Below are 24,725 nucleotides of genomic sequence, written 5' to 3'. Positions count from 1 at the left end.
TCGCGGCGGGGCTTGTGCCCTCGGCCGAGGTGTTGGCGGAGCTCGTGCCCCAGCTTCGTGAACTGCCCTGCTACAAGGCCGAGTCGGGGTCCTCGCTGGGAGCCCGGCCCGCGTACGCCTCCGCCAACAGCTGTTCCTCGCTGGCGCCGAGACGCCAGTAACCGGTGAACCGGACGGCACGGCGGTCGATGTGACGTTCCTGCACCAGGTGCCTGCGGACCGCGCGGACGGTGCCGGCCTCGCCGGCGATCCAGGCGTACGCGCCCTCGCCGGGCTCGCCGGCCTCCGTGGAGCGCAGGGCGTCCAGCACCTGCTCGGCGCGACCGGCGCCGCCCTCCCCGTGAACGAGCCAGACCGTCTCGGTGTGGTCCGGGGTGGTGAGCGGGATCCGGTCCTCCGCGTGCGGGACCTGGAGGTACGCCGTCACGCGGACCTCCCGCGGCAGTCGCTCCAGGATGGCCGCGGCGGCGGGCAGGGCCGTCTCGTCGGCGTACAGCACCAGTTCGGTCAGGCCGGCCGGCGGCCGGAAGCGGACCGACTTGTTCTCGGCCACGGCCGGGCCGATCGCCAGGATGCGGCTGCCGGGCACCGCGCGGCCCGCCCAGTGCGAGGCGGGGGAGGAGTCCCCGTGCAGCACGAAGTCGATGTCCACCTCGACGGAGCCGTCCTCGGCCGTCCGCTGCTCCCGCACCGTGTACGAGCGCATCACCGGCCGGTCCGCGTCCGGGATCCCGCGCCAGGCCGCGAACCAGGTGTCCGCGCCGGTGTCGGGCAGTTCGGCGTGCTCCTGGTGGGCGAGCGGGAGGAAGAGCGACAGGCTCTGGTCGTACCCGCCGGAGCGGAAGCCCCGCAGCTCCTCCCCGCCGAAGGTCACGCGCAGGAAGGAGCGGCCCACCCGCCGGGTCGCGGTCACGGTGAGGGTGAAGAAGCGGAAGTGCGCGACGGCCGGGGTCTCGGTCGTGGCGGTCATGCGGTCCCCCTGGATCGGTGTGCGGCGGAGCTGCCGGAGCTGCCGGAAGGGACCGGCGGTCGCGGCCGGTCCCGTCACGGTGTCGTTCAGCTCAGCTTCTTGGCGTTCTCGACGGCCTTCGCCAGGTCCTCCAGGACCGGCGCGCACTTGTCGTAGGAGAAGATCGGCTCCGTCACGCGCGGGATGACCTGACCGGCCTTCACCGCGGGCATCTTGGCCCAGGTCGGCTTGGCGGCCAGGTCCTTGGGCTGGAGGGTGCCGGTGCGGTTGTCCAGCATGATGATGTCGGCCTGGTACTTGCCGGCGTTCTCCCAGGACAGCTCCTCGAAGAAGCCCGCGGCGTTGGCCTTCGGCTCCACGAAGGTCAGGCCCAGCTCCTGGAAGTAGCGGGTGTCCGCGGAGGTCTTGGGCACCGAGACGTAGAACAGGTCGGCGCTGCCGGAGCCGATGAGGACCTTCAGGCCGGGCTTGGCCTTGGCGGCCTTGCGCAGGCGCTCGGCGGCGGCCTCGAAGCGGGCCTTGGCGTCGGTGACCTTCTTCGCGTTGAGGTCCGCGCCCAGGGACTTGGCCAGCTCGGCGTGGCGGGCGATGGCGTTGGGGATGGTGGTGTCGCCACCGGCCCACAGGGCCACGCTCGGGGCGCCGACCTTGAGGATCTTGTCCTTGGACTCGGCCGGCACGTACCAGAGCTCGTCCTTGACCCACATGTTGGTCACGAGCAGCTCGGGCCGGAGGGCCGCGTACTTCTCGACGTTGAACTCGCCCCAGACGTTGCCCAGGATCTCCAGCTTGGAGACGTCCATGGAGCCGGCCTGCACGTCCGCCTTGCCGTCGGCCAGCTTGGTCGGGCCGAAGACGCCCTTGACCTCGACGCCGAAGTCGAACAGGGCCGCGGCGGTGCCGACGAAGGCCACGATGTTCTTCGGGGTGGACTTCGCGGTCACGTCGGTGCCGCGGTCGTCCTTGAAGGACCAGCCCTTGGAGGCGGAGCCCGAGGCGTCCGCGCCGCCCTTCTCACCCTTCTTGTCGTCGCCGCCGCAGGCGGTCAGCACGGCGCCGAGGCCGAGGGCGCCGCCCGCGGCCAGCAGGCCGCGACGGGACAGGGTGGACGTGCGGGCAGAGGGCATGACGTGTCTGCTTTCGGGCTCGGGTGCGCGCGGGTCCGACCGCACGGTTCACGGTAGGTAGGTTAGCCTAACCTCAGAACCCGTCGGTAGGGGGGACCCCACCGCACGCACCCGGCCCCGCACCGGCTTCCGGCCGCCGCCGCCCGGGCCCCCGCGCACCACGTGGGCAGCGGGGGGGGGGGGGACTTCGTCGATACGAGCGGGGAGCGGTACCCGTCAGGCCGACAGGCCCAGCTCCCGCGCGATCAGCATCCGCTGCACCTCGCTGGTGCCCTCGCCGATCTCCAGGATCTTCGAGTCCCGCCACATCCGGGCCACCGGGTACTCGTTCATGAAGCCGTACCCGCCGTGGATCTGCGTGGCGTCCCGGGCGTTGTCCACCGCCACCGTGGAGGAGTACAGCTTCGCGATGGCGGCCTCCTTCTTGAACGGCTCACCGGCCACCAGCCGCGAGGCCGCGTCCCGCCAGCCGATCCGCGCCATGTGCGCCCGGGTCTCCATGTCCGCCAGCATGAACTGCACGGCCTGGTTCGAACCGATCGGACGCCCGAACGCCTCGCGCTCCTTGGCGTACTTCACCGACTCGTCCACGCAGCCCTGCGCCAGACCCGTGGCCAGGGCCGAGATCGCGATCCGGCCCTCGTCGAGGATCCGCAGGAACTGCGCGTAGCCGCGCCCCTCCTCGCCGACCAGGTTCGCCAGCGGCACCCGCACCCCGTCGAAGGACAGCTCACGGGTGTCGGAGGCGTTCCAGCCCACCTTCGAGTAGGGGGCCGCCACCGTGAACCCGGGGGTCCCCGAGGGCACGATGATCGAGGAGATCTCCGGCCGGCCGTCCGCCTTGCGCCCGGTGACCGCCGTGACCGTCACCAGGCCCGTGATGTCCGTACCGGAGTTGGTGATGAAGCACTTGGTGCCGTTGATCACCCACTCGTCGCCCTCCTTCACGGCCGTGGTCCGGGTGCCGCCGGCGTCCGAGCCCGCGCCCGGCTCGGTCAGCCCGAAGGCGCCCAGCACCTCGCCGGAGCACAGCTTCGGCAGCCACTCCCGCTTCTGCTCCTCGGAGCCGAAGCGGTAGAGGGGCATGGCGCCCAGCGAGACCCCCGCCTCCAGGGTGATCGCCACCGAGGAGTCCACCCGGGCCAGTTCCTCCAGGGCGATGCCCAGGGCCAGGTAGTCCCCGCCCATGCCGCCGTACTCCTCCGGGAAGGGCAGGCCGAACAGGCCCATGCGGCCCATCTCGCGGACGATCTCGTAGGGGAACTCGTGGCGCTCGTAGTAGTCGCCGATCTTCGGGGCGACCACGTCGTGCGCGAACGCCTCGACGGTGCGGCGGAGTTCCTCGTGCTCGGCGGTCAGCCGGTGGTCGAGCGACATGTCTTACTGCTCCTTGTGGGAGAGGGCGCGGACGGTACGGGAGGGGCTGGGGCGTCCCAGCCGGTCGGCCATCCACACGCTCGTGGCGGTGAGGGCGGCCAGGTCGACCCCGGTCTCGATGCCGAGGCCGTCGAGCATCCACACCAGGTCCTCCGTGGCGAGGTTCCCGGTGGCGCTCTTGGCGTACGGGCAGCCGCCGAGGCCGCCCGCGGAGGCGTCCACGGTGGTCACCCCGTGCTCCAGGGCGGCCAGGGTGTTGGAGAGGGCCTGGCCGTACGTGTCGTGGAAGTGCACGCCGATCCGCCCGGTCTCCACGCCGGCGGCGTTCAGCCCGGCCAGCAGGGACCGCACCTGACCCGGCGTGGCCACGCCGATGGTGTCCCCGAGGCTCAGCTCCTCGCAGCCCAGGTCCACCAGGGCCTTCGCGACCCGGACCACCTGGGCCTCCGGCACGGCCCCTTCCCAGGGGTCGCCGAAGCACATCGACAGGTACCCGCGGACGTGCATCCCGGCCTCCCGTGCCCGGGCCACCACCGGCTCGAACATCGCCAGGGACTCGTCCACGGTGCGGTTGAGGTTGCGGGCGGCGAAGGTCTCCGTGGCCGAGCCGAACACCGCGATCCGGCGCACGCCCAGCTCCACCGCCCGGTCCAGGCCCCGCTCGTTGGGCACCAGCACCGGCAGGTCCACTCCGGTGAGGTCCTTGAGCATCGGGTACAGCTCGGCCGCGTCCGCCAGCTGCGGCACCCACTTCGGGTGCACGAAGCTGGTGGCCTCCACCGTGGTCAGGCCGGCCCCGGCGAGCCGCCGGACGAACTCGGCCTTCACCTCGACGGGGACGGTCGCGGACTCGTTCTGCAGGCCGTCGCGGGCGCCGACCTCGTGGATCCGGACCCGGGCCGGCAGCCCGGGGGCGGGCACCCGCATCGGCAGGCCCGCGGGCAGCGCGTTCACGCCTGCTCCCCTTCCGCCGGGGCGTCTTCCGCCGGGGCGTCGGGGGTGACCACGGCCAGGACCTGGTCCATGGCCACCGTGGCGCCGGGGGCGACGTCCAGTTCGGTGACGGTGCCGGCGTGCGGGGCGGAGATGACGTGCTCCATCTTCATCGCCTCGACCACCAACAGGCTCTGTCCGGCCGTGACCTGATCGCCCACGGCCACCTTGACCACGGTGACCGTGCCCGGCATCGGCGCGGCCAGGGTGTCGGCCCCGGCGTGCCGGGCCCCGGACAGGCCCGCCGCCACCGGGTCGTGGTCCTGGACCTGCCAGGTGTCGCCGTCCCGGCCCAGCCAGACCCCGTCGGCGGAGCGCGCGTGGGTGAAGGTGTGCGTGATGCCGTCCACGGTGACCGTGACCCGGTCCGGGCCGGTCACGTGGCCGGAACGGTTCCTCGGCTCGAAGCGCACCGGCTCCTGACCGGGCAGCCGGAACCAGTGGGCCAGCGGGGCGGGAGTGCCGCCGAGGCGCCAGCCGCTGGGCACGGAGAAGGGGTCCGTCCAGCCGCCCGGCGCGGGCCGCAGCGCCTCCTCCTTGAGGGCGGCGGCCGCCTCCAGCACCTCCTCGGGTGCCGGTCCGGGCAGTAGTCCGTCGAGCTCGCGCTCGACGAGGCCGGTGTCCAGGTCCCCGGAGACCACGTCGGGGTGCGCGAGGAGTCGGCGCAGGAAGCCGGTGTTGGTGGACACGCCCAGGATGACGTTCTCGGCGAGGGCGGCGCGCAGGGTCCGCAGGGCGGTGGCCCGGTCCGGGCCCCAGGCGATCACCTTGGAGAGCATCGGGTCGTAGGTGCTGCCCACGGGGGCCCCGGCGGTCAGGCCGGAGTCGGTGCGGACCCCCGGCCCGTCCGGTTCGGACAGGGCGAGGACGGTGCCGCCGGAGGGCAGGAACCCGCGGGCCGGGTCCTCGGCGCAGATCCGGGCCTCCACGGCGTGGCCGGTGAGGCGGACCTCGTCCTGGGTGAAGTCCAGGGGTTCGCCCGAGGCCACCCGCAGCTGCCAGGCGACCAGGTCGCGGCCGGTGACCAGTTCGGTGACCGGGTGCTCTACCTGGAGGCGGGTGTTCATCTCCATGAAGTAGTACGAGGACGGGTCCTTGCCGGGCACGATGAACTCGACGGTGCCGGCGCCCACGTACCCGCAGGAGCGGGCGGCGTCCACGGCGGCGGCGCCCATCGCGGCCCGGATCTCCTCGGTGAGCAGCACCGAGGGGGCCTCTTCGATGATCTTCTGGTGGCGGCGCTGGAGGGAGCACTCGCGTTCGCCGAGGTGGACGACGTTGCCGTGGGCGTCGGCGAGGACCTGGATCTCGATGTGCCGGGGCCGGTCGATCCACCGCTCGACGAGGAGGGTGTCGTCCCCGAAGGAGGAGCGGGCCTCGCGGCGGGCGGCCGCGATCTCCTCGCCGAGCAGGGCCTCGTCGCGGACCAGTCGCATGCCCTTGCCGCCGCCGCCCGCGGAGGGCTTGAGGAGGACGGGCATGCCGATCTCGCGCGCGGCCGCGGTCAGTTCGGCGTCGGTGAGGCCGCTGCCGGAGGAGCCGGGGACCACCGGGACCCCGGCGGCGCGCACGGTCTCCTTGGCGCGGATCTTGTCGCCCATCAGGGAGATGGCGCCGGCGGGCGGGCCGATGAAGGCGAGCCCGGCCTCCTCGCAGGCCGCCGCGAAGGCGGAGTTCTCGGCGAGGAAGCCGTAGCCGGGGTGGACGGCCTGGGCGCCGGTGCGGGCGGCGGCCTCCAGCAGGGCGGGCACGGAGAGGTAGCTCTCGGCCGCGGCGGCGGGGCCGATCCGGACGGCGGTGTCGGCCTCGCGGACGTGGCGGGCCCCGGCGTCGGCGTCGCTGTAGACGGCGACGGAGCGGATGCCCTGGGCGCGCAGGGTGCGGATCACGCGGACGGCGATCTCGCCCCGGTTGGCGACCAGGACGGTGTCGAACATGCGCGGTCGGGGGGACGGGGGGTTCGGGGAGGGCTGCGAAGACATGGCGGGGGTCCTCATCACATGCGGAAGATGCCGAAGGCGGGGTCGCCCAGCGGGGCGTTGCCGCACGCGGTCAGTGCCAGACCCAGGACCTGCCGGGTCTCCAGGGGGTCGATCACGCCGTCGTCCCACAGCCGCGCGGTGGCGTAGTAGGCGTTGCCCTGCTGCTCGTACTGGGAGCGGACGGGGGCCTTGAACTGCTCCTCTTCGTCGGGGGACCAGTACTCGCCGCGGGCCTCCAGCTGGTCCCGCTTGACGGTGGCCAGGACGGAGGCGGCCTGCTCGCCGCCCATGACGGAGATCTTGGCGTTGGGCCACATCCACAGGAAGCGGGGGGAGTAGGCCCGGCCGCACATGGAGTAGTTGCCCGCGCCGTAGGAGCCGCCGACGACCACGGTCAGTTTGGGCACGCGCGTACAGGCCACGGCCGTGACCATCTTGGCGCCGTGCTTGGCGATGCCGCCGGCCTCGTAGTCCCGGCCGACCATGAAGCCGGAGATGTTCTGGAGGAAGACCAGGGGGATGCCGCGCTGGTCGCAGAGCTCGATGAAGTGCGCGCCCTTCTGGGCGGACTCGGAGAAGAGGATGCCGTTGTTGGCGACGATGCCGACGGGGTGGCCGTGGATCCGGGCGAAGCCGGTGACCAGGGTCTGGCCGTACTCGGCCTTGAACTCCTGGAAGCGGGAGCCGTCCACGATCCGGGAGATGACCTCGCGGGCGTCGTAGGGGGTCTTGGAGTCCACCGGGACCGCGCCGTACAGCCCGGCCGGGTCCACCTTGGGCTCCTCGGCGGGCTCGACCGTCCAGGGCAGGTCCCCGCGGGCGGGGAGGGTGGCCACGATGTTGCGGACGATCCGCAGGGCGTGGGCGTCGTCCTCCGCGAGGTGGTCGGTGACGCCGGAAGTGCGGGAGTGGACCTCGCCGCCGCCCAGCTCCTCCGCGGTGACGACCTCGCCGGTGGCGGCCTTCACCAGGGGCGGGCCGCCGAGGAAGATCGTGCCCTGGTTGCGGACGATCACGGCCTCGTCGCTCATCGCGGGGACGTACGCGCCGCCCGCGGTGCAGGAGCCGAGGACGGCCGCGATCTGCGGGATCCGGGCCGCGGACATCCGGGCCTGGTTGTAGAAGATCCGGCCGAAGTGCTCGCGGTCCGGGAAGACCTCGTCCTGCATGGGCAGGAAGGCGCCGCCGGAGTCCACGAGGTAGAGGCAGGGGAGACGGTTCTCCAGGGCCACTTCCTGGGCGCGGAGGTGCTTCTTCACCGTCATCGGGTAGTAGGTGCCGCCCTTGACGGTGGCGTCGTTGGCGACGATCACGCATTCGCGGCCGCTGACCCGTCCGATGCCCGCGATCACCCCGGCGGCGGGGGCGGCGCCCCCGTACATGCCGTCCGCGGCGAGGGGGGCCAGCTCCAGGAAGGGGGAGCCGGGGTCGAGGAGGGCGTCCACGCGGTCGCGGGGGAGGAGCTTGCCGCGCGCGGTGTGCTTCGCGCGGGCCTTCTCCCCGCCGCCCTCTCTGGCCTCGGCCAGCTTGGTGCGGAGCCCGTCCACGAGCTCCTGGTGGGCGGCCTCGTTGGTCCGCCAGGCCGCGGACGCCGGGTCCGCGGCGCTCGCCAGCACTGGTGCCTGCTGCATTCCTCGAGCTCCCTTGCTCGGTTCGTGCGGGGGAAAGGGCGTTAATGAGCGTTAACGCCCGGCGTCCAGGTTAACGAGCGCTAACGGCCCTGTCTAGAATGAGTTCCCATGAGCACCAGAGCCGCCGCCCCGACCCGCCGGGAGCAGATCCTCCGGGAGGCCGCCCGCCTCTTCGCCGAGCGCGGGTTCCACGGTGTGGGCGTGGACGAGATAGGGGCCGCGGTCGGCATCAGCGGACCGGGGCTGTACCGGCACTTCGCCGGCAAGGACGCCATGCTGGCCGAGCTGCTGGTCGGCATCAGCGAGCGGCTCCTGACCGGCGGCCGCTACCGGGTGGCCGAGGCCGCCGGGGACCCCTCGGCGGTGCTGTCCTCCCTGATCGACGGGCACATCGACTTCGCCCTCGACGACCGGCCGCTGATCACCCTGCACGACCGCGAGCTGGACCGGCTCCGCGACGAGGACCGCAAGCTGGTGCGCCAGCTCCAGCGGCAGTACGTCGAGCTGTGGGTGGAGGTCGTACGGGAGCTCCACCCGACGGTGCCGGGAGCGGAGGTCCGCTCCGCGGTGCACGCGGTCTTCGGCCTGCTGAACTCCACCCCGCACCTGGGCTCGGCCGCCCAGGCCCCCGGCCTCCCCGACCGCGCTGCCACCGAATCCCTCCTCCGCCGCCTCGCCCACGGCGCCTTCACCGCCCTCACCCCCTGACCGAGCCCCCACCAGGGGCGCGGGGAACCGCGCGGGAGGGCCCACCGGCCCGCGCGGGCCATGCGAGGGACGCACCCCAGGGGCGCGGGGAACCGCGCGAGCGACCCACCACCGGGCGGCACGGACACCACGACGCAGGCCCCCGCCAGGGGCGCGGGGAACCGCGCGAGCGACCCACCACCGGGCGGCACGGACACCACGACGCAGGCCCCCGCCAGGGGCGCGGGGAACTGCGCGGGGAGGGCCCCCGGACCGCACCCGGGGCTCCTGCCTCCCCACCCCACGATCCACTTGGCGGAACGGATCACCCCCTTCCGCCCACCCGACGGCAGAATGGGCGCCATGCCGATACCCAGCCGCGCAGCCCTGATCGAGCACTTGGTCCACACCCGCATCGCGGGAGACGTGGCGACGCCCCGGGAGAACAACCTCTCCCACTACCGCAAGCTCGCCAACGGCGACCGCCACTACTGGCTGGGCCTGGAGCTCGGCGACCGCTGGTCCGACGAGCAGGACGTCCTCGCGGTGATGGCCGAGCGCTGCGGCGTCGTGGACGACCCGGCGCACCGCCAGGGCCAGGACACCATCGACCCGGAGCTGACGGTGGCCGCGCTGGAGCGGATGGCCGCCCGCCTGCGGAAGGCGGCCGTGGACCGCCAGTCGGTGCTGTTCGCCACCGGCCACCCCGGCGCCCTGCTCGACGTGCACCGTGCCACGGCGGCCGCGCTGCGCGCCGCCGGTTGCGAGATCGTGGAGATCCCGGAGGGCCTGACCGCCGACGAGGCGCAGGTCTGGCAGTTCGCCGACGTGGCGGTGCTGGAGCGCGGGGCGACCCTGTGGCACACCCACTCCCCGAACCCGATGGCGGCGATCCTGGACGGCCTGGAGGCGGCCGGCCGGCCGCGGCCGGACCTGGTCGTCGCCGACCACGGCTGGGCGGGCTGCGCGGCCCAGCGGGGCCTGGACGCCGTCGGCTACGCGGACTGCAACGACCCGGCCCTGTTCCTGGCCGAGTCGGAGGGCACCCTCCAGGTGGCGGTCCCCCTGGACGACCACGTCCGGGACCCCCGCTACTACCACCCCATGACCGCCTACCTCCTCGCGGAAGCCGGCCTCCAACTCCAGCCCTGACCGGGGCGGGCACCCTACGCTGCTGTCGAGGCAAGGGGAAAGGGGAACACGGTGACGCGAGAGCACTCCGGTGAGGCCGCCCGGTCGGGCGAGTGGGTGGAGGTCGACACCGATGCGTTGGAGGCGGCCATGGCCGTACTGGGCACCGAGACCCCGCAGGCCACGGTGGAGGCGGCGCTCCGCGAGCTCATCCGCCACCGCCGCGCCGTCACACCTCCGGGGCCCGCCACCTGACCGGGCGAAGGCTTCGGGGACCTCAATCGGGGACGAGGTCGAAGGCCGTGCAGTGCCGGGGGCGGACGATCCGGAAGTGCTTGCGATCGACGGTCGCGACCGTGGTGACCCCGAGCCGTTCGGAGACTGCCACCACCGCCGCGTCCGCGAGCCCGAGGGGCAGGTCCATGTAGCGTCCCGCGAGCTCGGCGATACGGACCCAGTCCTCGGCAGTGGGATCCACCACGGTGAGCTCCCTGCGCGCAACCGCGCCGATGAAGGCCACCTCGGCATGCGCCCCTACCCGCGTCTGCAGGAGGTGACAGACCTCCGGCAGCACAGGTGACGGCACGAGCACCTCGCCGGAGTATCCGGCGAAGAGCCGGGTGCAGGCTTCGTGGTGGGCGTCCTTGGCGTTGGCGACGGCGAGCAGCGGGCCCGTGTCGCAGACCAGCCTCACGCCGTGTCGCTCCCTTCGGCGTACGACTCCCGCAGATAGTCCTTCGCGCGTTCCGAGAGGTCGCCGGGACCTTCACCGACGGCCGTGAACGAGAACCTGCGGCCCGGCGGGGCCGGCTCGACGGTCGAGGCCGGCAGTGCCTCCAGCCGGAGCGGTATCGGACCGTCCGCCGTGAGACGGCGGAGCAGGGCGTAGGCCATGGAGTAGTCCGCCGGGTCGATCCGGTCGACCAGGTCGTGAATCGCGGCGGCGTCGGGCGCGATGGTCATGGCACCACGGTAGCCGCTCGGAGACGGCTGCGGGCCGGTCAGGGGCGGGGGGTGCGGACGACGCCTTCCTGGATGACGGTGATCGCGAGGCGGCCGTCCTGGGTGTAGATGCGGGCCTGGCCGAGGCCGCGGCCGCCGTGGGCGGAGGGGGACTCCTGGTCGTAGAGGAGCCATTCGTCGGCGCGGAAGGGCCGGTGGAACCACATGGCGTGGTCGAGGCTGGCGCCGACCACGTCGCCGACCGCCCAGCCGCCCCGGCCGTGTGCGAGGAGCACCGAGTCGAGCAGGGTCATGTCGGAGACGTACGTGGCGAGGCAGACGTGCAGCAGCGGGTCGTCCGCGAGCTTGCCGGCGGTGCGGAACCAGACCTGTGAGCGGGGTTCCACGGGCTCGCCGACGGTGCCCCAGGGCGGCACGGTCGCGTACCGCAGGTCGACCGCGCCGCGGGCGTGCAGGAGCCGCCGCACGGTGTCGGGGTCCTTGAAGACCCCGGCGTACGCGGGCAGGGCCTCGGCGGCCGTGGGCAGGGTCTCCGGGTCGACGGCCGGTGGCATCGGGGCCTGGTGGTCCAGCCCCTCCTCCCAGGTCTGGAAGGAGGCGGACAGGTGGAAGATCGGGTGTCCGTGCTGGACGGCCACCACCCGCCGGGTGGTGAAGGAGCGGCCGTCGCGGATCCGGTCCACGGAGTACACGATGGGCGCGCCGGGGTCCCCGGTGCGCAGGAAGTAGGCGTGCAGGGAGTGCGCGGCCCGGTCCGCGGGCACCGTCCGCCCGGCCGCGACCAGGGCCTGGGCGGCCACCTGGCCGCCGAAGACCCGGGGGACCAGGGAGGGGCGGCTGGTGCCCCGGAAGATGTTCTCCTCGATCTGCTCCAGGTCGAGCAGATCGAGGAGATCGGTGAGCGCGTCGGTCAAAGGGAGTTACAGCCCCATCGACTTGGCGATGATCGACTTCATGACCTCGCTGGTGCCGCCGTAGATCCGGTTGACCCGGTTGTCGGCGTACAGGCGGGCGATCGGGTACTCGTTCATGTACCCGTAGCCGCCGTGCAGCTGGAGGCAGCGGTCGATGACGCGGTGGGCGACCTCGGTGCAGAACAGCTTCGCGGAGGCGGCCTCGGCGGCGGTCAGCTCGCCGGCGTCGAGGGCCTCCAGGGCGCGGTCGGCGACGGCCTCGGCCGCGTCCACCTCGGCCTGGCAGGCGGCCAGCTCGAACTTGGTGTTCTGGAAGTGCGCCACCGGCTTGCCGAAGACGGTGCGCTCCTGCACGTACTGCTGGGCGAACCGGACGGCGGCCTTGGCCTGCGCGTAGGCGCCGAAGGCGATGCCCCAGCGCTCGGAGGGCAGGTTCTGGCCGAGGTAGTAGAAGCCCTTGTTCTCCTCGCCGAGCAGGTCCTCCACGGGGACCTTGACGTCGACGAAGGCCAGCTCGGCGGTGTCGGAGGTGCGCAGGCCGAGCTTGTCGAGCTTGCGGCCGATGGAGTAGCCGGCGGACTTGGTGTCCACGGCGAAGAGCGAGATGCCGAAGCGGCGGTCCTGCTCGGTGGGGGCGGAGGTGCGGGCGCAGACGATCACGCGGTCGGCGTGCACGCCGCCGGTGATGAAGGTCTTGGCGCCGTTGAGGACGTAGTGGGTGCCGTCCTCGGAGAGCTTGGCGGTGGTCTTCATGCCCGCGACGTCGGAGCCGGTGCCCGGCTCGGTCATCGCGAGGGCCCACATCTCCTCACCGGTGACGAACTTCGGGAGGTACCGCTTCTTCTGCTCGTCGTCGGCGAGGAGCTTCAGGTAGGGCAGGGCGAGCAGCACGTGCACGCCGGAGCCGCCGAACTGGACGCCCGCGCGGGAGGTCTCCTCGTAGAGGACGGCCTCGAACTTGTGGGTGTCCAGTCCGGCGCCGCCGAACTCCTCCGGGACGTTGATCCCGAAGAGGCCCAGCTCACCGAGCTTGTGGTAGAACTCGCGCGGCGCCTGGCCGGCCGCGAACCACTCGTCGTAGACGGGGACGACCTCGGCCTCGATGAAGGCGCGGATGGTCTCCCGGAATGCCTCGTGGTCCTCGTTGAACACCGTACGGCGCACGGCCGGCTCCCTTCGTCGCGGCGAGGTCCGCCGCCGTGGCTAAGCGCTTGCTCAGATTAAGTTACCGATGGGTTGCCACATCTGTCCAGCGTTCCACGGCCCGGCGGCGGCTCTCGTCGTCCGCTCGGATCAGGTGACGCTGCCCTGCTTCTCGAACAGCTTCTTCACCGAGGTGTCGAAGTACGGGCTGTGGTTCCAGCCGGAGCCGTTCGCGGCGTAGGTGCTCGTGAGCCCGTCCGCGAAGCCCAGACCGGAGGTCTTGTTGTACTTGGCCAGCCAGGGGCCACCGCTGGAGCCGCCCTTGTAGCCGCAGCGCACCTCGATGGTGCTGGTGCCCGCTGTAGCCCTGGTGGTGGCCGGGCAGAACATCTGGACGCGCCCCTGCTGGAGGTTGCCCGGGTAGCCGATGGCCGTGATCTTGATCTTCTTGCTGTGGTTCCAGTAGATCCCGTGGCCGCCGGTGACGTTCACCAGCTTCTTGCCGCTGCGCGGCCACATGGTGACCATCGCCACGTCGCGGCGGAAGTCGCTCTTCTCGATCCACGAGGTGAAGGTGCGGGCCTGCTTGGCCTGGAACTGGCCGTCGGGCTGGTTGCCGTTGTGGTAGCGCGGCACGTAGATCCAGTTCGTCATCCACTTGCCACCGCGTCCCCCGTGGACGCAGTGACCGGCGGTGAGGACGAGCTGCTTGGACTTGCTGTTGACGGCGCTCGCGGAGCACACGTAGTTCTTGCCGTCCTTGGGGTTCTTGAAGAACACCTTGCCGACGGCGCGGGTCACCTTGTAGCTCGCGAACGCCTCGCGGCCGGCGGGCGCGGCGGCGGGCGCCGAGGAACCGGCCGGGCCGTCCGCGACGGGGGCCGCGGTGCCGGCCAGGGCGGCCGCGGACGGGGCGGCGACCTTGTCGAGCGGGATGGCGTCGCGCATCCGCTCGGGGGTCCAGTAGTCCGCCTCCGAGGAGAACGTGGCGGGGCGGGCGCCGAAGGACGCGGGCGAGGCGGCGGTGTCGGCCGTGGTGCCGGCGACGGCCTTGGCGATCTGGTTCTTCGCCGGGACCGGCGTGGACTCGGCGCCGGCCGGCTGCGGCGCGGCGACGGCCCCGGCCACGGACGCGGCCAGGGCGGCCGCGGTGGCCAGCGGCAGAACGGTGTTGCGGAGCTTGATCACGAGAGCTCCATCCCCCTCCGTAGGACCCTGCGGAAAACACAGGGCGTGTCGGTCGAACGCCTGACCGTGGCACCGCCGCACCGTCCGGATCAAGCCGGAGCCGCCCACTCCGTCACCCTGTGACAACCCGCCCGCTTCCCTGTGACCACCCTGAGACCTCCCGGAGCCGGAAAGGGCCTCGGGGGCGGTCGGGGTGAGGGAGGGTCAGGGCGGCGGCGGGTGTCCGTGGCGGAGGACGCGGAACGGCCCGCACCCCGAGCGGGTGCGGGCCGTTCCCCTCCTTACCGGGCCGACCGGGCCGACCGGGCCGACCGGGCGTTTCGGGTCAGGAGATCGCCTTGAAGACCTGCCAGCCGCCGGTTCCCACGACGGTGGGGGTGCCGACGAGGCCGGTGCGGCGACCCGGGACGAACTCCAGGCCGGCCGTGGCGTTGGAGGTGGTCGTCCACATGTCGGGGACGCCGTCGCCGTTGCCGTCACCGCTCGCGGTGATCAGCGGGCGGGCGGTGGCGGTCCAGCCGGTGGCATAGGCGGTGCGATTGACCGGGTCACCCAGCGAGGCCGGGTCGGTCCCGCCATCGGGGATGCCGTCGCCGTCCGCGTCCCCGCTGCTCTTGCCGTGGTAGAGCCACAGATCGCCGCTGACGGTGTTGCGGACGATCAGGTCGGTGAACCCGTCGCCGTCCACGTCGCCGGGCGAGGCCAGGTGCATGTTGCCCCAGCCGCTGCCGCCGATCTGGTAGCCGTAGGTGAGACCGCCGTTCGGGCGGCCCTTCAGGAACCAGAGCCGGTCTCCGATGACCGCGACGAAGTCGGGGCTGGTGCCCTCGGCGTCGAGAGAGACGTCCCCGACCGAGACGATCTGCTTGAAGGAGGCCGGGTCCAGGACGGCGCCGGTCTCGGGGTCCTCGAAGAGGAACACCTCTTCCCGGCTGTCGGGACCGAACTCGCCCAGGCCGTTGTTGAGGTAGCGGTAGAGCTTGCCATCGCCCTTGCGGGCCACGAGGTCCTCGTACTGGTCCTCGCTCCAGTCGCCGCGGTGGGTCAGCAGGGCGCCGGCCCAGTCGCCCGCGGTGGACAGCGAGATGCTCGTCGCGAAGGGTCCGCTGCCCGTACCGCCGTACAGGCGGAGGTTGTTGCCGCCGTCGACGCCGAGCATGTCGGGCAGCCCGTCGCCGTTGACGTCACCGGGCTTGTCCCGCTCGCCGGGGCTCTTCACCCTGAACTTGTACGGGTAGATGGGGCCCGCGTTCTTGCCGGCGTCGAAGGTCTGTACGTACAGCGTGTGGGTGCCGGGCGTCAGCGGGGTCAGCTTGATGTCCACCGTGCCGCCGGGAACGGTGGGACGGGCCACGTTGTTCGGCGGGGTCCGGTCCATGGCCCACTTGTACTCGACCACGTCCGTGTCGTTGTCGCTCCCCAGGCGGAAAGTGCCCTCGGTGCGCGGCAGCGCGCCTTCCTTGTCCTGAGGGAAGAGTCCGTCCACGCTCTCGACGGTGGGCATCACGGAGGGCGCCGTCGGGTCGAACGCGAAGCGGCAGCCGTCGGCCGAGGGGCTCCAGGGGGTGGCGAAGGCCGCGTCGGCGACGTCCTGGGCCTGGGCCTTCCAGGAGAACTGGCCCTTGCTCGCGCCCTTGTTGGCGTCGAGGAGCGCCTTGGGCACGGTGACCCGGGCCGGGGCTCCGGCGGTGTCGTTCGCCGAGACGGCGACCTTCACCTTCTGCTTGAACAGGATTCCGGGGGCGACGGCCTGCTTGCCGGTGGCCCAGAGCTGGAACTCGACGTTCACGTCACCGCCGTCGGGGTCCCAGACCTGCGAGGTGAGGGTGACGTCGGTGTTCCCGAGGGTCACGAAGGAGCTGCCGGTGCCGCACTCCGTGCCGACCTTGGTGCTGGGGATGGTGTCCAGTGCCCAGGGGGTCTTGGCCAGGCGGTTGAACTCGACGATCAGCTTCGCGTCCGGCTTGAACTTCTTCCAGCTGTACGCGTCCTTGGCGTCCTCCGCGCTCTGCGGGGCGCGCAGGCCGAAGGTGATGTTGGACCACTTGGAGGCGGCGGCCTTGACGGCGGCGTCCGTGGCGTCGAGGTCGATGGCCTTGTCGGGGCAACCGACGCCCTCGTTGCCGTGCGCGTAGTCGCGCCGGTCCTGACGGGTGGACCAGGAGGGCTGGTTGTTCCACGTCGTGGCCGAGCTGATGCCGCCGGTCAGGTACAGCTCGACCGGCTTCGGGGTGCAGGACCACGAGTGCGTCTCGGTGATCTGGAACTGCGCGTCGATCACCTTGACCCCGGCCAGGAAGGTGGAGTCGACGCGGAAGAAGGAGCGTGCGGTGCCGCCGGTGGAGGACTCGTAGCCGACGCGGGCCTCGCTGGTGGTGCCGCCGCCCCAGCCGGTCCCGTTCCAGTAGCTGCTGGTGGGGTACGGCTTGTAGGCGATGGTCCACGCCTGGCGGGTGCCGGTCATCCGCGGGTCGATGTAGACCGGGTACGTGGTCTTCGGGTCGTCCAGCAGCTTCTGGTCCGGCGTCAGGGTGAGCCGTCCGGCTCCGACCGTGACGTCCACCTCGGCGCTCTTGGCGCCGGGGGTCAGGTCGGAGGGGGTGCCCGTGCCGGCGGCGGCCGGGGCCGAGCGCAGCAGGGGGCCGCTCTTGGCGGTCGTGGGTCCGGCCTGCGGCGCGGGCGCGGCCTCGGTGCCGGAGGAGTCCCACATGCGCGCGGTCGAGGTGGCGAAGACGGTCTGCCCGGCCGGGTTGACCGCGGTGAGCGAGCCGGCCGCGGCGTCCTGCTTCAGCGTGAGGCCGTCGGCCTTCAACGCGAAGTCGAGGGTCGCGAGTTCGGGGTTGTCGGCGGCCTCGGGAGTCTTGACGATGAGGGCCTGGCTGAAGCCGTCCACGCCCGCGTCGACGGCGAGGTCCACCCCGGGGAGCACCTCGCGGTAGGTGGCGGTGGAGCCGGACAGGACCGGCGCGGGCAGCGGGGTGGGCCAGCCCAACGAGAGGGAGCGGCCCTGGTCCTTGAGGACCACGAGGGGGGCGGTGCCGCCCGCCGAGAAGGTGACGTTGCCCGCGGCGGCCTTGGGCGCGACGCGGCCCGCGGCCTTGGTGAGGGTGGTGTCGATGGCCCGCCAGGAACCCTCGCGCTTCACCCGGACCGGGACGGTGTGCTGCACGTGTCGCAGGTTCCCGTTCGGCAGCGCGTAGGTCTCGCTGGTCTCGGTCCGTTCCGACACCACCTCGACCTGCTCGCCCGTGCGTTGGGCTTGCTGCAAAGCGTGCTCTTGTGAACTTGCGGGAGCAACCGGCGTGTTGCCGTCGGCGGCGATCGCGGGGATGGCCGGGGCGAGCCCGATCGAGGCGGTGGCGAGCACGGTCACGAGCGCGGTGCGGACGGCGGTTCCATCCTTCCGTCTCGATGCGGATATGTCTGACATGTGCGAAACCTCTCAGGTGTTTTCTGGCCAACCCGGCTTGATCGCCCGGGACGGCGGAACAGTACACACGCTCCGGATATTGCAAAAACCTTGCCAATCCCTGCCCGACCCATGACTTGCTTCTCATGTGATCTTCAGGTTGATCCACTCGCCGCCCGGCCTTATGGTTCGCACGATCAACTGTTCATTTGCAAAGGGTGGAGAAGGGGACGTGCAACAACTCCTCGGTCAGTTGCGCTATTTGGGGCACTGGCACAGATCTGTCGGATTTGTCGTCTTCATGACGATGTTCGTCTCGCTCATACCACAGGAATCGGCCGTCGCCCTGGGGCGTGGCCTCGACCTGGACGACCTGAAGCGGGACCGCTCGGTCTCCGGCCGCGCCTTCGCCAAGGAGCGCGGGCGCACCGACAACGCGGCCCGCAAGCACTGGCGACCCGCGGCGGGCGCCATCGCCCCCGCCGACCTGGTCGTCCCCGTCACCCGTGACGGCGCCCAGGGCATCGCCGCCCGCGGCCGGTCCGGCCTGAACGCCCCGGCCACCGGCCTCGGCGGCACCGCCCGGGCCGAACTGCCCGCCGTGCCGGTCCGCCTGCGCCAGGTGACCGGCACGACCGCCCCCGCCTCCCGCGGCGCCCGGGCGAAGACCCCGGCGGCGCCCCTGGACTCCGCGGCCCGCGTCCAGGTCAAGGACGCCGCCACCGCCCGCCGGGCGGGCGTCGAGGGCGTGCTCTTCACCGCGGCCCCGACCACCGCCGAGGGCTCCGCGGCCGCCACCGGCGCCGTGCGCGTCGAGCTGGACTACGCGGCCATCAAGGACACCTTCGGAGGCGACTGGGGCTCCCGCCTCCGCCTCGTGCAGCTCCCCGCCTGCGCCCTGACGACCCCGGACCGGGCCGAGTGCCGCACCCGCACCGAGCTGCGGGGCACCAACGACCCGGCGGCGCAGACCGTGGAGGCCACGGTCGACCTGGGCGCCACCGCCACCGCCCCCACCGGCTCGGGCACCACGGCCGGCGCCCCGGCCGCCCGCAGCGCCTTCGCGGCCGCCGCCGCGCCCATGGTGCTCGCGGCCACCGCCGCCGCCTCGGGCCCCGGCGGAAGCCACGCGGCGACCTCGCTGGCCCCGTCGGGCTCGTGGATGGCCGGTTCCTCCTCGGGCGGCTTCTCGTGGACCTACCCGGTCGAGGCCCCCGAGGTCCCCGGTGGCCCGCAGCCCGAGGTCGCGCTCTCGTACTCCTCGCAGTCCGTGGACGGCCGCACCGCCTCCACCAACGGCCAGTCCTCCTGGATCGCCGAGGGCTGGGACTACGAGCCCGGCTTCATCGAGCGCAAGTACCGCACCTGCTCCGACGACAAGGCCAAGGTCGACGGCAAGACCCCGAACAACACCGCCGACAACGGCGACCTGTGCTGGGGTTCCGACCACGTGGTGATGTCGCTGGGCGGCAACACCACCGAGCTGGTCAAGGACGACGCCACCGGCAAGTGGCGCCCGGCCGACGACGACGGCACCAAGGTCGAACAGAAGACCGGCGCCGCCAACGGCACCAAGGACGGCGAGTACTGGATCGTCACCGGCACCGACGGCGTGAAGTACCACTTCGGCCTGAACAAGCTGCCCGGCGCCGGCACGCAGGTCACGGACTCCGCGCTGACCGTGCCCGTCTTCGGCAACCACCCCGGTGAGCCCTGCTACGCCACCGCCTTCATGGACTCCGACTGCGCCCAGGGCTACCGCTGGAACCTGGACTACGTGGTGGACCCGCTGGGCGACGCCATGACGCTGTGGTGGAAGAAGTACACCAACCACTACGGCCAGAACATGAAGGCCGACCAGAGCGCCGCCTACACGCGCTCCGCGGACCTGCTCCGCATCGACTACGGCCAGCGTGCGGACGCGCTGTTCACGGCGCAGCCCGCCGGCCGGGTCGCCTTCACCACCGCCGAGCGCTGCGTGCCCGACGCCACCTTCGACTGCGCCGAGTCCAAGCGGACGGCCGCGAACGCCAAGTACTGGCCGGACGTGCCGCTGGACCAGGAGTGCGCCGCGGGCGCCAAGTGCACCGACAAGTTCTCCCCGACGTTCTGGTCCACCAAGCGGCTGGTCAAGATCACCACCCAGGTGCTCTCCGGCACGGCCCTGAAGAACGTCGACTCCTGGGACCTGAAGTCCACGTACCCGGCCACCGGTGACGGGACCTCCCCTGCCCTGTGGCTGGACTCCGTCACGCGCACCGGCCACGGTGCGGGCGGCTCGGCGGCGATGCCGCAGGTCACCTTCTCCGGGGTCCAGATGGACAACCGCGTCGACGGGATCGAGGGCCTGCCCCCGTTCGCCCGCCTGCGGATCAACGCCATCGACACGGAGACCGGCGGCCGCATCGGCGTGAGCTACTCGCCGGCCGACTGCCGGGTGCTGGAACCGCGCAGGATGCCGGCCTCGCCCGAGAGCAACACCATGCGCTGCTTCCCGCAGTACTGGACGCCGAAGGGCGCGCTGAAGCCGGTCCAGGACTGGTTCCACAAGTACCTGGTCACCGAGGTGCGCGAGGAGGACCTGGTCACGGACAGCCCGCCCAAGGTCACCTCCTACGAGTTCCTCGGGGGCGCGGCCTGGGCCTGGGACGACAGCGAGTTCACCGAGGCCAAGAACCGCACCTGGTCGCAGTACCGCGGCTACGAGAAGGTCCGCACGCGGATCGGCTCCGGCAACGACGTGAAGCAGGTCAGCGAGCACCGCTACTTCCGCGGTCTGCACGGGGACAAGCTGCCCACCGGGACCCGCACCTCGGCGATCGAGGACTCCCAGGGCGGCACCTTCCCCGACCTGCCGCACTACCAGGGCCAGCTCCGTGAGCAGATCACCTACGAGTCCGACGGGGGCGCCGTCGACTCGACGACCCTGACGACCCCGTGGGCGGTCAAGACGGGCTCCCGCGCGCGGACGGGCACCGACCCGATCGAGGCGTGGCTGACCCGGCCGGAGACGGTCACGACCCGCGAGCGGGTCAAGGGCGACACCTGGCGCACCGAGACCGAGAAGACGACGTACGACGCCTACGGCCTGCCCACGCAAGTGGACGAGACGACGGCCGGCGGCAAGCGGATGTGCACCACCACCTCCTACGCCCGCAACACCGCGGCGAACCTGCTGGAGTCGGAGTCCCGCGAGCTGACCGTCCTGGGCGCCTGCGGCACCACCGGTGGCGAGGTCGTCGAGGACACCCGGACCCTGTACGACGGCCAGGCGTTCGGCGTCGCGCCCACCAAGGGCCTGGCGACCGAGGTGCAGGAGCCGAACGCCGAGGGCACCGGCTACCTCACCGTCGACAGGACGGAGTACGACGTCCACGGCCGCGAGACGGCCACGTACGACACCGAGAACCGCAAGACCTCGGTCGTCTACACCCCGGCCACCGTCGCCCGCCCGGTCAAGCAGGTCTCCACGGACCCGCTGGGCCACACGGAGACCACGGACTTCGACGACGTCCGCGGCATGCCGCTGACCGAGACGGACGCCAACGGCAAGAAGGCCACGATGCAGTACGACCCGCTGGGTCGGCTGCTGAAGGTCTGGGAGATCGACCGCGACCCGGCCACCCAGACGCCGAACGCGGAGTACGACTACCTGGTGCGCCGGGACGGTCCGACGGTCGTGACCACCCGGTCCCTGAAGGACAACGGCCAGTACGCCGTCTCGTACGAGCTCCTGGACGGCCTGCTGCGCGAGCGGCAGACCCAGGACGAGGCCGTCGGCGACGGCCGTGTCGTCAACGACACCTTCTACGACACGGCAGGCCGGAAGTGGAAGGAGAACGACGGCTACTTCAACGACCGCGAGCCGGAGCCCAAGCTCCTGCAGGTCGGTGACAACGAGGTCCCGTCGCAGAACCGCACCACCTTCAACGGCCTCGGCGAGCCCACCGCCGAGGTCAGCTACCACCGCGGCGTGGAGAAGCTCCGCACCACCACCGAGCGGGACGGGGACGTGTCCACCACGATCCCGCCCGGGGGCGACACGGTCACGGCCTCCGTCGAGGACGCCGAGGGCCGCGTGGTGGAGCTGCGCGAGTACACCAAGGACGACCGCAGCACCTGGCGCTCCACGAAGTACGAGTACGACGCCCTCGACAACCTGAAGAAGGTCACCGCGCCGGGCGGCGCCGTCACCTCCTTCGAGTACGACGGACGCGGCCGGCAGAAGGCGATCACCGATCCCGACGGCGGCCGCACGGAGTACACGTACGACCTGTCCGACAACGTCGAGTCGATCACCGACCCGCGCGGCAACAAGACGTTCACCACGTACGACGCGGTGGGCCGTCCGACCACGATGCGCGAGGGCAGTGCCACCGGCACCAAGCGGCTGGAGTGGACGTACGACACCCTCGGCAAGGGACTGCCCACGGCCTCGATCCGCTACGAGAACGGCCGTGAGTACCGCGACGAGGTCACCGCGTACGACAACGCCTACCGGGTGAAGTCGACCAAGACGGTCATCCCGGCCGAGGAGACCGGCATCGGCGGTACCTACCAGTACCGGTACGCGTACACGCCCACCGGCAACCTCTCCACGGCCACCGTCCCCGGCGTCGGCGGCCTCACCACCGAGCAGGTCATCTTCCGCTACGACGCGGACGACATGCTGAAGTCCGTCGGCGGCGACGTCATGTACCTCAACGACGTGGCGTACTCCGCCTTCGGAGAGGTCCTGCGGACCGACTCGGGCACCTTCAACAAGAAGGTGTACGGCTCGTACGTCTACGACGAGTTCACGCGTCGCCTCATGCAGTCCACCTACGACCGGAGCCTGTCCCCGACCCTGATCACCGACACCCGCTACACGTACGACCAGGCGGGCAACGTCACCAAGATCGCGGACACCCCGGGCGAGGCTGCTCCGGACGCCGGGAAGCCGGACACCCAGTGCTTCGTCTACAACCAGCTGCGGCAGATGACCTCGGCCTGGACGGCGAAGGCGGACGACTGCGCGGCCGGTCCCTCCAAGGACACGGTCGGCGGCCCGGACGCCTACTGGCAGACCTTCGAGTTCGACGACGCGGGCAACCGCACCAAGCTGGTCGAGCACGACGCCGCCGGTGACACCGCCAAGGACGTCACCCGCACCTACGCGTACGGCAAGCCCGGCATCGGCGGTCCGAACGCCCTGGCCTCGGTCAAGTCCGTCGGCGCCGACGGTGAGCGGCTGAACACCTTCACCTACGACAAGGCCGGCAACACGGCCACCCGCCAGCAGAACGGCACGACCCAGACGCTGGAATGGGACGTCGAGGGCAACCTCACCAAGGTGACGGAGCCGGTCGAGGGCGGGGGCAGCAAGTCCACCTCGTACCTGTACGACGCCAGCGGCAACCGGCTCGTCCGCACGGGTGCGGACGGCAGCAAGACCCTCTACCTCGGCGACGCCGAGCTGACGGTGACCAAGGACCTCAAGGCCCGGGCGGAGCGCTTCTACGCCCACCCGGACGGCGCGGTCACCGTGCGGGCCACCGGCGGTGTGCGGCAGCTGATGCTGTCCGACCACCACGGCACCTCGCACACCGTCATCGACCTGGCCGGCGCGGCCATGGGCGTCACCCGGCGCAAGAGCATGCCGTTCGGTGAGGACCGGGGCGTCCAGCCCACCACCTGGCCCGGACAGCGGGGCTTCGTCGGCGGCACCGTGGACAAGGACACCGGCCTCACCCGGCTCGGTGCCCGCGACTACGACCCGGCCACCGGCCGGTTCGTCTCCGTCGACCCGCTGGCCGACTACGGCAACCCGGCCACGATGAACCCGTACGCCTACAGCAACAACGCTCCGGCGACGTTCACCGACCCGGACGGGCTCTTCTTCCCGATCCTGATCGGCATCGCGGCCCGCATCGCCATCCAGGCGGCCATCCGCGCGGCGATCCGCCGTGCGGCGATCATCGCGGCCCGCAAGGCGGCCCAGGCGGCGGCGCGTCGTGCCGCGGCCCTGGCCCGCAAGCGCGCCATCGAGGCGGCCAAGCGCGCCGCGGCCAAGGCCAAGCGCGAAGCGGCCCGGAAGGCGGCCGCGGCCAAGCGCGCCGCGGCCAAGCGCGCCGCCCAGCGCGCGGCGGCCAAGCGCGCCGCGGCGAAGCGGGCGGCGGCCCAGGCCCGTGCCAAGGCGCAGCGCGCTGCGGCCAAGCGGGCGGCGGCCAAGCGCGCCGCGGCCCGCAAGGCGGCGGCCCGTCCGAAGCCGAAGCCGAAGCCGAGGGCGCAGCCCAAGCCGAAGCCGAAGCCCTCGCAGGCGAAGAAGCCCCTGTCCAAGTCGGTCAAGAAGGTCGCCAAGGAGATCAAGCAGGAGGCGAAGGAAGAGGCCCAGGACGCCGTGCAGGAGCAGGTGGAGAGCGCCACCTGCCCCGTGAACCCGAACAGCTTCAAGGCCGGCACGCAGGTGCTGATGGCCGACGGCTCGCACAAGCCGATCGAGAAGGTCAAGGTCGGTGACAAGATCATCGCCACCGACCCGGAGACCGGCGTCACGGGCGTCCAGACGGTCACCGCGACGATCGTCGGCAAGGGCAAGAAGAAGCTCGCCAAGGTCACGCTGCACGGCGGTGCGCAGGACGGCGCGGAGCGCACGGTGGTCGCCACCGACGGTCACCCCTTCTGGGTGCCCGAGCTGCGCGAGTGGGTCAAGGCGGCCGACCTCCGGGCCGGTGCCTCGGTCCGGACGAGCGCCGGCACCGAAATCCGCATCGCGTCCGTGGAGGAGTGGACCGAGGAGACCACGGTCCACAACCTCACGGTCACCGAATCGCACACCTACTACGTGCGCGTCGGCGACCAGGACGTCCTCGTCCACAACGCGAACTGCCCGGTCCTGACCCTGGACTACAAGGAGGGTTGGGACGCCGACCAGAAGAAGGCGGCCGACCAGAAGGTGGCCCTGCTGAACTCGGCCACCCTCGTGGTGACCCGGGTGGGCAAGCGCACCAACCAGCGGCGCACCTACACCAAGGGCGGCGGCAAGGTCGAGGACGACGAGGACGTCGACCACGCGGTCGACCTGCAGCTCGGCGGCAAGGACGTGTTCTCGAACATGTGGCCGCTGGACCGTTCGGTCAATCGCAGCCTGGGTGCGCAGATCGCACAGCGGGTCAAGAAGCTCGGCCTGCGGCCGGGTGACACCATCGGCAAGGTCGAGATCAAGTAGGAG

Annotated in this window: 16 protein-coding genes; 4 read left to right on the top strand and 12 right to left on the bottom strand. The window is 71.8% G+C overall.

Features of this window, described 5'->3' with window-relative positions; genetic code table 11:
• Positions 1-70: 70 nt before the first annotated feature.
• From ABTZ17_RS01240 to ABTZ17_RS01215, 6 genes are all read right to left on the bottom strand, one after another.
• Entirely contained in the window at positions 71-970 is a 900-nt protein-coding gene (locus ABTZ17_RS01240; RefSeq protein ID WP_352193420.1) for a siderophore-interacting protein, read from the bottom strand.
• An 86-nt stretch (positions 971-1,056) separates the two neighbouring features.
• Positions 1,057-2,097, bottom strand: a complete 1,041-nt coding sequence (locus ABTZ17_RS01235; protein ID WP_352193419.1) for an ABC transporter substrate-binding protein — start codon at positions 2,095-2,097, stop codon at positions 1,057-1,059.
• 216 nt (positions 2,098-2,313) lie between these two features.
• On the bottom strand, positions 2,314-3,474 hold the full coding sequence (locus ABTZ17_RS01230) for an acyl-CoA dehydrogenase family protein (protein WP_352193418.1): 1,161 nt from the start codon (positions 3,472-3,474) through the stop codon (positions 2,314-2,316).
• Between the two features lie 3 nt (positions 3,475-3,477).
• Positions 3,478-4,401 carry a hydroxymethylglutaryl-CoA lyase gene (locus tag ABTZ17_RS01225; RefSeq protein ID WP_352193427.1) on the bottom strand — a complete coding sequence of 308 codons (924 nt, stop codon included), beginning with the start codon at positions 4,399-4,401 and terminating at the stop codon, positions 3,478-3,480.
• 23 nt (positions 4,402-4,424) lie between these two features.
• Positions 4,425-6,404 (bottom strand): ATP-binding protein, encoded by a 1,980-nt coding sequence (locus ABTZ17_RS01220; RefSeq protein WP_352193426.1) that lies wholly within the window; start codon positions 6,402-6,404, stop codon positions 4,425-4,427.
• Positions 6,405-6,463: 59 nt separating this feature from the next.
• Positions 6,464-8,080, bottom strand: coding sequence for a carboxyl transferase domain-containing protein (locus ABTZ17_RS01215; RefSeq protein WP_352193417.1), 1,617 nt, complete (start codon positions 8,078-8,080; stop codon positions 6,464-6,466).
• A 108-nt stretch (positions 8,081-8,188) separates the two neighbouring features.
• Between ABTZ17_RS01215 and ABTZ17_RS01210 the strand changes: the two genes are divergently transcribed.
• From ABTZ17_RS01210 to ABTZ17_RS01200, 3 genes are all read left to right on the top strand, one after another.
• A complete protein-coding gene (locus ABTZ17_RS01210) occupies positions 8,189-8,788 on the top strand; it encodes an SACE_7040 family transcriptional regulator (protein WP_352193416.1) in 600 nt (199 codons plus the stop codon).
• 342 nt (positions 8,789-9,130) lie between these two features.
• Entirely contained in the window at positions 9,131-9,919 is a 789-nt protein-coding gene (locus ABTZ17_RS01205; protein WP_352193415.1) for a phosphatase, read from the top strand.
• A gap of 51 nt (positions 9,920-9,970) precedes the next feature.
• Positions 9,971-10,153: a type II toxin-antitoxin system VapB family antitoxin gene (locus tag ABTZ17_RS01200; RefSeq protein WP_352193414.1), complete on the top strand. Its 183-nt coding sequence runs from the start codon at positions 9,971-9,973 to the stop codon at positions 10,151-10,153.
• Between the two features lie 22 nt (positions 10,154-10,175).
• Here the strand turns inward: ABTZ17_RS01200 and ABTZ17_RS01195 are convergent, their stop codons facing one another.
• From ABTZ17_RS01195 to ABTZ17_RS01170, 6 genes are all read right to left on the bottom strand, one after another.
• On the bottom strand, positions 10,176-10,592 hold the full coding sequence (locus tag ABTZ17_RS01195; protein ID WP_352193413.1) for a type II toxin-antitoxin system VapC family toxin: 417 nt from the start codon (positions 10,590-10,592) through the stop codon (positions 10,176-10,178).
• Positions 10,589-10,861, bottom strand: a complete 273-nt coding sequence (locus ABTZ17_RS01190; RefSeq protein ID WP_352193412.1) for a hypothetical protein — start codon at positions 10,859-10,861, stop codon at positions 10,589-10,591. Before ABTZ17_RS01190 ends, ABTZ17_RS01195 begins: the two co-directional genes overlap by 4 nt.
• Before the next feature lie 38 nt (positions 10,862-10,899).
• Positions 10,900-11,775 carry an acyl-CoA thioesterase gene (locus ABTZ17_RS01185; protein ID WP_352193411.1) on the bottom strand — a complete coding sequence of 292 codons (876 nt, stop codon included), beginning with the start codon at positions 11,773-11,775 and terminating at the stop codon, positions 10,900-10,902.
• Positions 11,776-11,781: 6 nt separating this feature from the next.
• The gene (locus tag ABTZ17_RS01180; protein ID WP_352193410.1) at positions 11,782-12,939 is read right to left on the bottom strand and encodes an acyl-CoA dehydrogenase family protein; all 1,158 of its coding nucleotides are present in this window, start codon (positions 12,937-12,939) and stop codon (positions 11,782-11,784) included.
• A gap of 129 nt (positions 12,940-13,068) precedes the next feature.
• Entirely contained in the window at positions 13,069-14,106 is a 1,038-nt protein-coding gene (locus ABTZ17_RS01175; RefSeq protein WP_352193409.1) for a trypsin-like serine peptidase, read from the bottom strand.
• A gap of 325 nt (positions 14,107-14,431) precedes the next feature.
• Positions 14,432-17,536, bottom strand: coding sequence for a DNRLRE domain-containing protein (locus ABTZ17_RS01170; RefSeq protein WP_352193408.1), 3,105 nt, complete (start codon positions 17,534-17,536; stop codon positions 14,432-14,434).
• 280 nt (positions 17,537-17,816) lie between these two features.
• Here ABTZ17_RS01170 and ABTZ17_RS01165 point away from each other — a divergent pair, with 280 nt between their 5' ends.
• On the top strand, positions 17,817-24,722 hold the full coding sequence (locus tag ABTZ17_RS01165) for a polymorphic toxin-type HINT domain-containing protein (protein WP_352193407.1): 6,906 nt from the start codon (positions 17,817-17,819) through the stop codon (positions 24,720-24,722).
• Positions 24,723-24,725: the final 3 nt, after the last annotated feature.

Source organism: Streptomyces sp. NPDC097619 (genome assembly GCF_040302735.1).
Classification (GTDB): Bacteria; Actinomycetota; Actinomycetes; order Streptomycetales; family Streptomycetaceae; genus Streptomyces.
This window is presented reverse-complemented; position numbering and strand designations above follow the sequence as displayed.

Bases quoted from the DNA above. Each gene is read 5' to 3' on its own strand.
- ABTZ17_RS01240 (WP_352193420.1), bottom strand. From the start codon at position 970: ATGACCGCCACGACCGAGACCCCGGCCGTCGCGCACTTCCGCTTCTTC.
- ABTZ17_RS01235 (WP_352193419.1), bottom strand. From the start codon at position 2,097: ATGCCCTCTGCCCGCACGTCCACCCTGTCCCGTCGCGGCCTGCTGGCC.
- ABTZ17_RS01230 (WP_352193418.1), bottom strand. From the start codon at position 3,474: ATGTCGCTCGACCACCGGCTGACCGCCGAGCACGAGGAACTCCGCCGC.
- ABTZ17_RS01225 (WP_352193427.1), bottom strand. From the start codon at position 4,401: ATGCGGGTGCCCGCCCCCGGGCTGCCGGCCCGGGTCCGGATCCACGAG.
- ABTZ17_RS01220 (WP_352193426.1), bottom strand. From the start codon at position 6,404: ATGTTCGACACCGTCCTGGTCGCCAACCGGGGCGAGATCGCCGTCCGC.
- ABTZ17_RS01215 (WP_352193417.1), bottom strand. From the start codon at position 8,080: ATGCAGCAGGCACCAGTGCTGGCGAGCGCCGCGGACCCGGCGTCCGCG.
- ABTZ17_RS01210 (WP_352193416.1), top strand. From the start codon at position 8,189: ATGAGCACCAGAGCCGCCGCCCCGACCCGCCGGGAGCAGATCCTCCGG.
- ABTZ17_RS01205 (WP_352193415.1), top strand. From the start codon at position 9,131: ATGCCGATACCCAGCCGCGCAGCCCTGATCGAGCACTTGGTCCACACC.
- ABTZ17_RS01190 (WP_352193412.1), bottom strand. From the start codon at position 10,861: ATGACCATCGCGCCCGACGCCGCCGCGATTCACGACCTGGTCGACCGG.
- ABTZ17_RS01170 (WP_352193408.1), bottom strand. From the start codon at position 17,536: ATGTCAGACATATCCGCATCGAGACGGAAGGATGGAACCGCCGTCCGC.
- ABTZ17_RS01165 (WP_352193407.1), top strand. From the start codon at position 17,817: ATGACGATGTTCGTCTCGCTCATACCACAGGAATCGGCCGTCGCCCTG.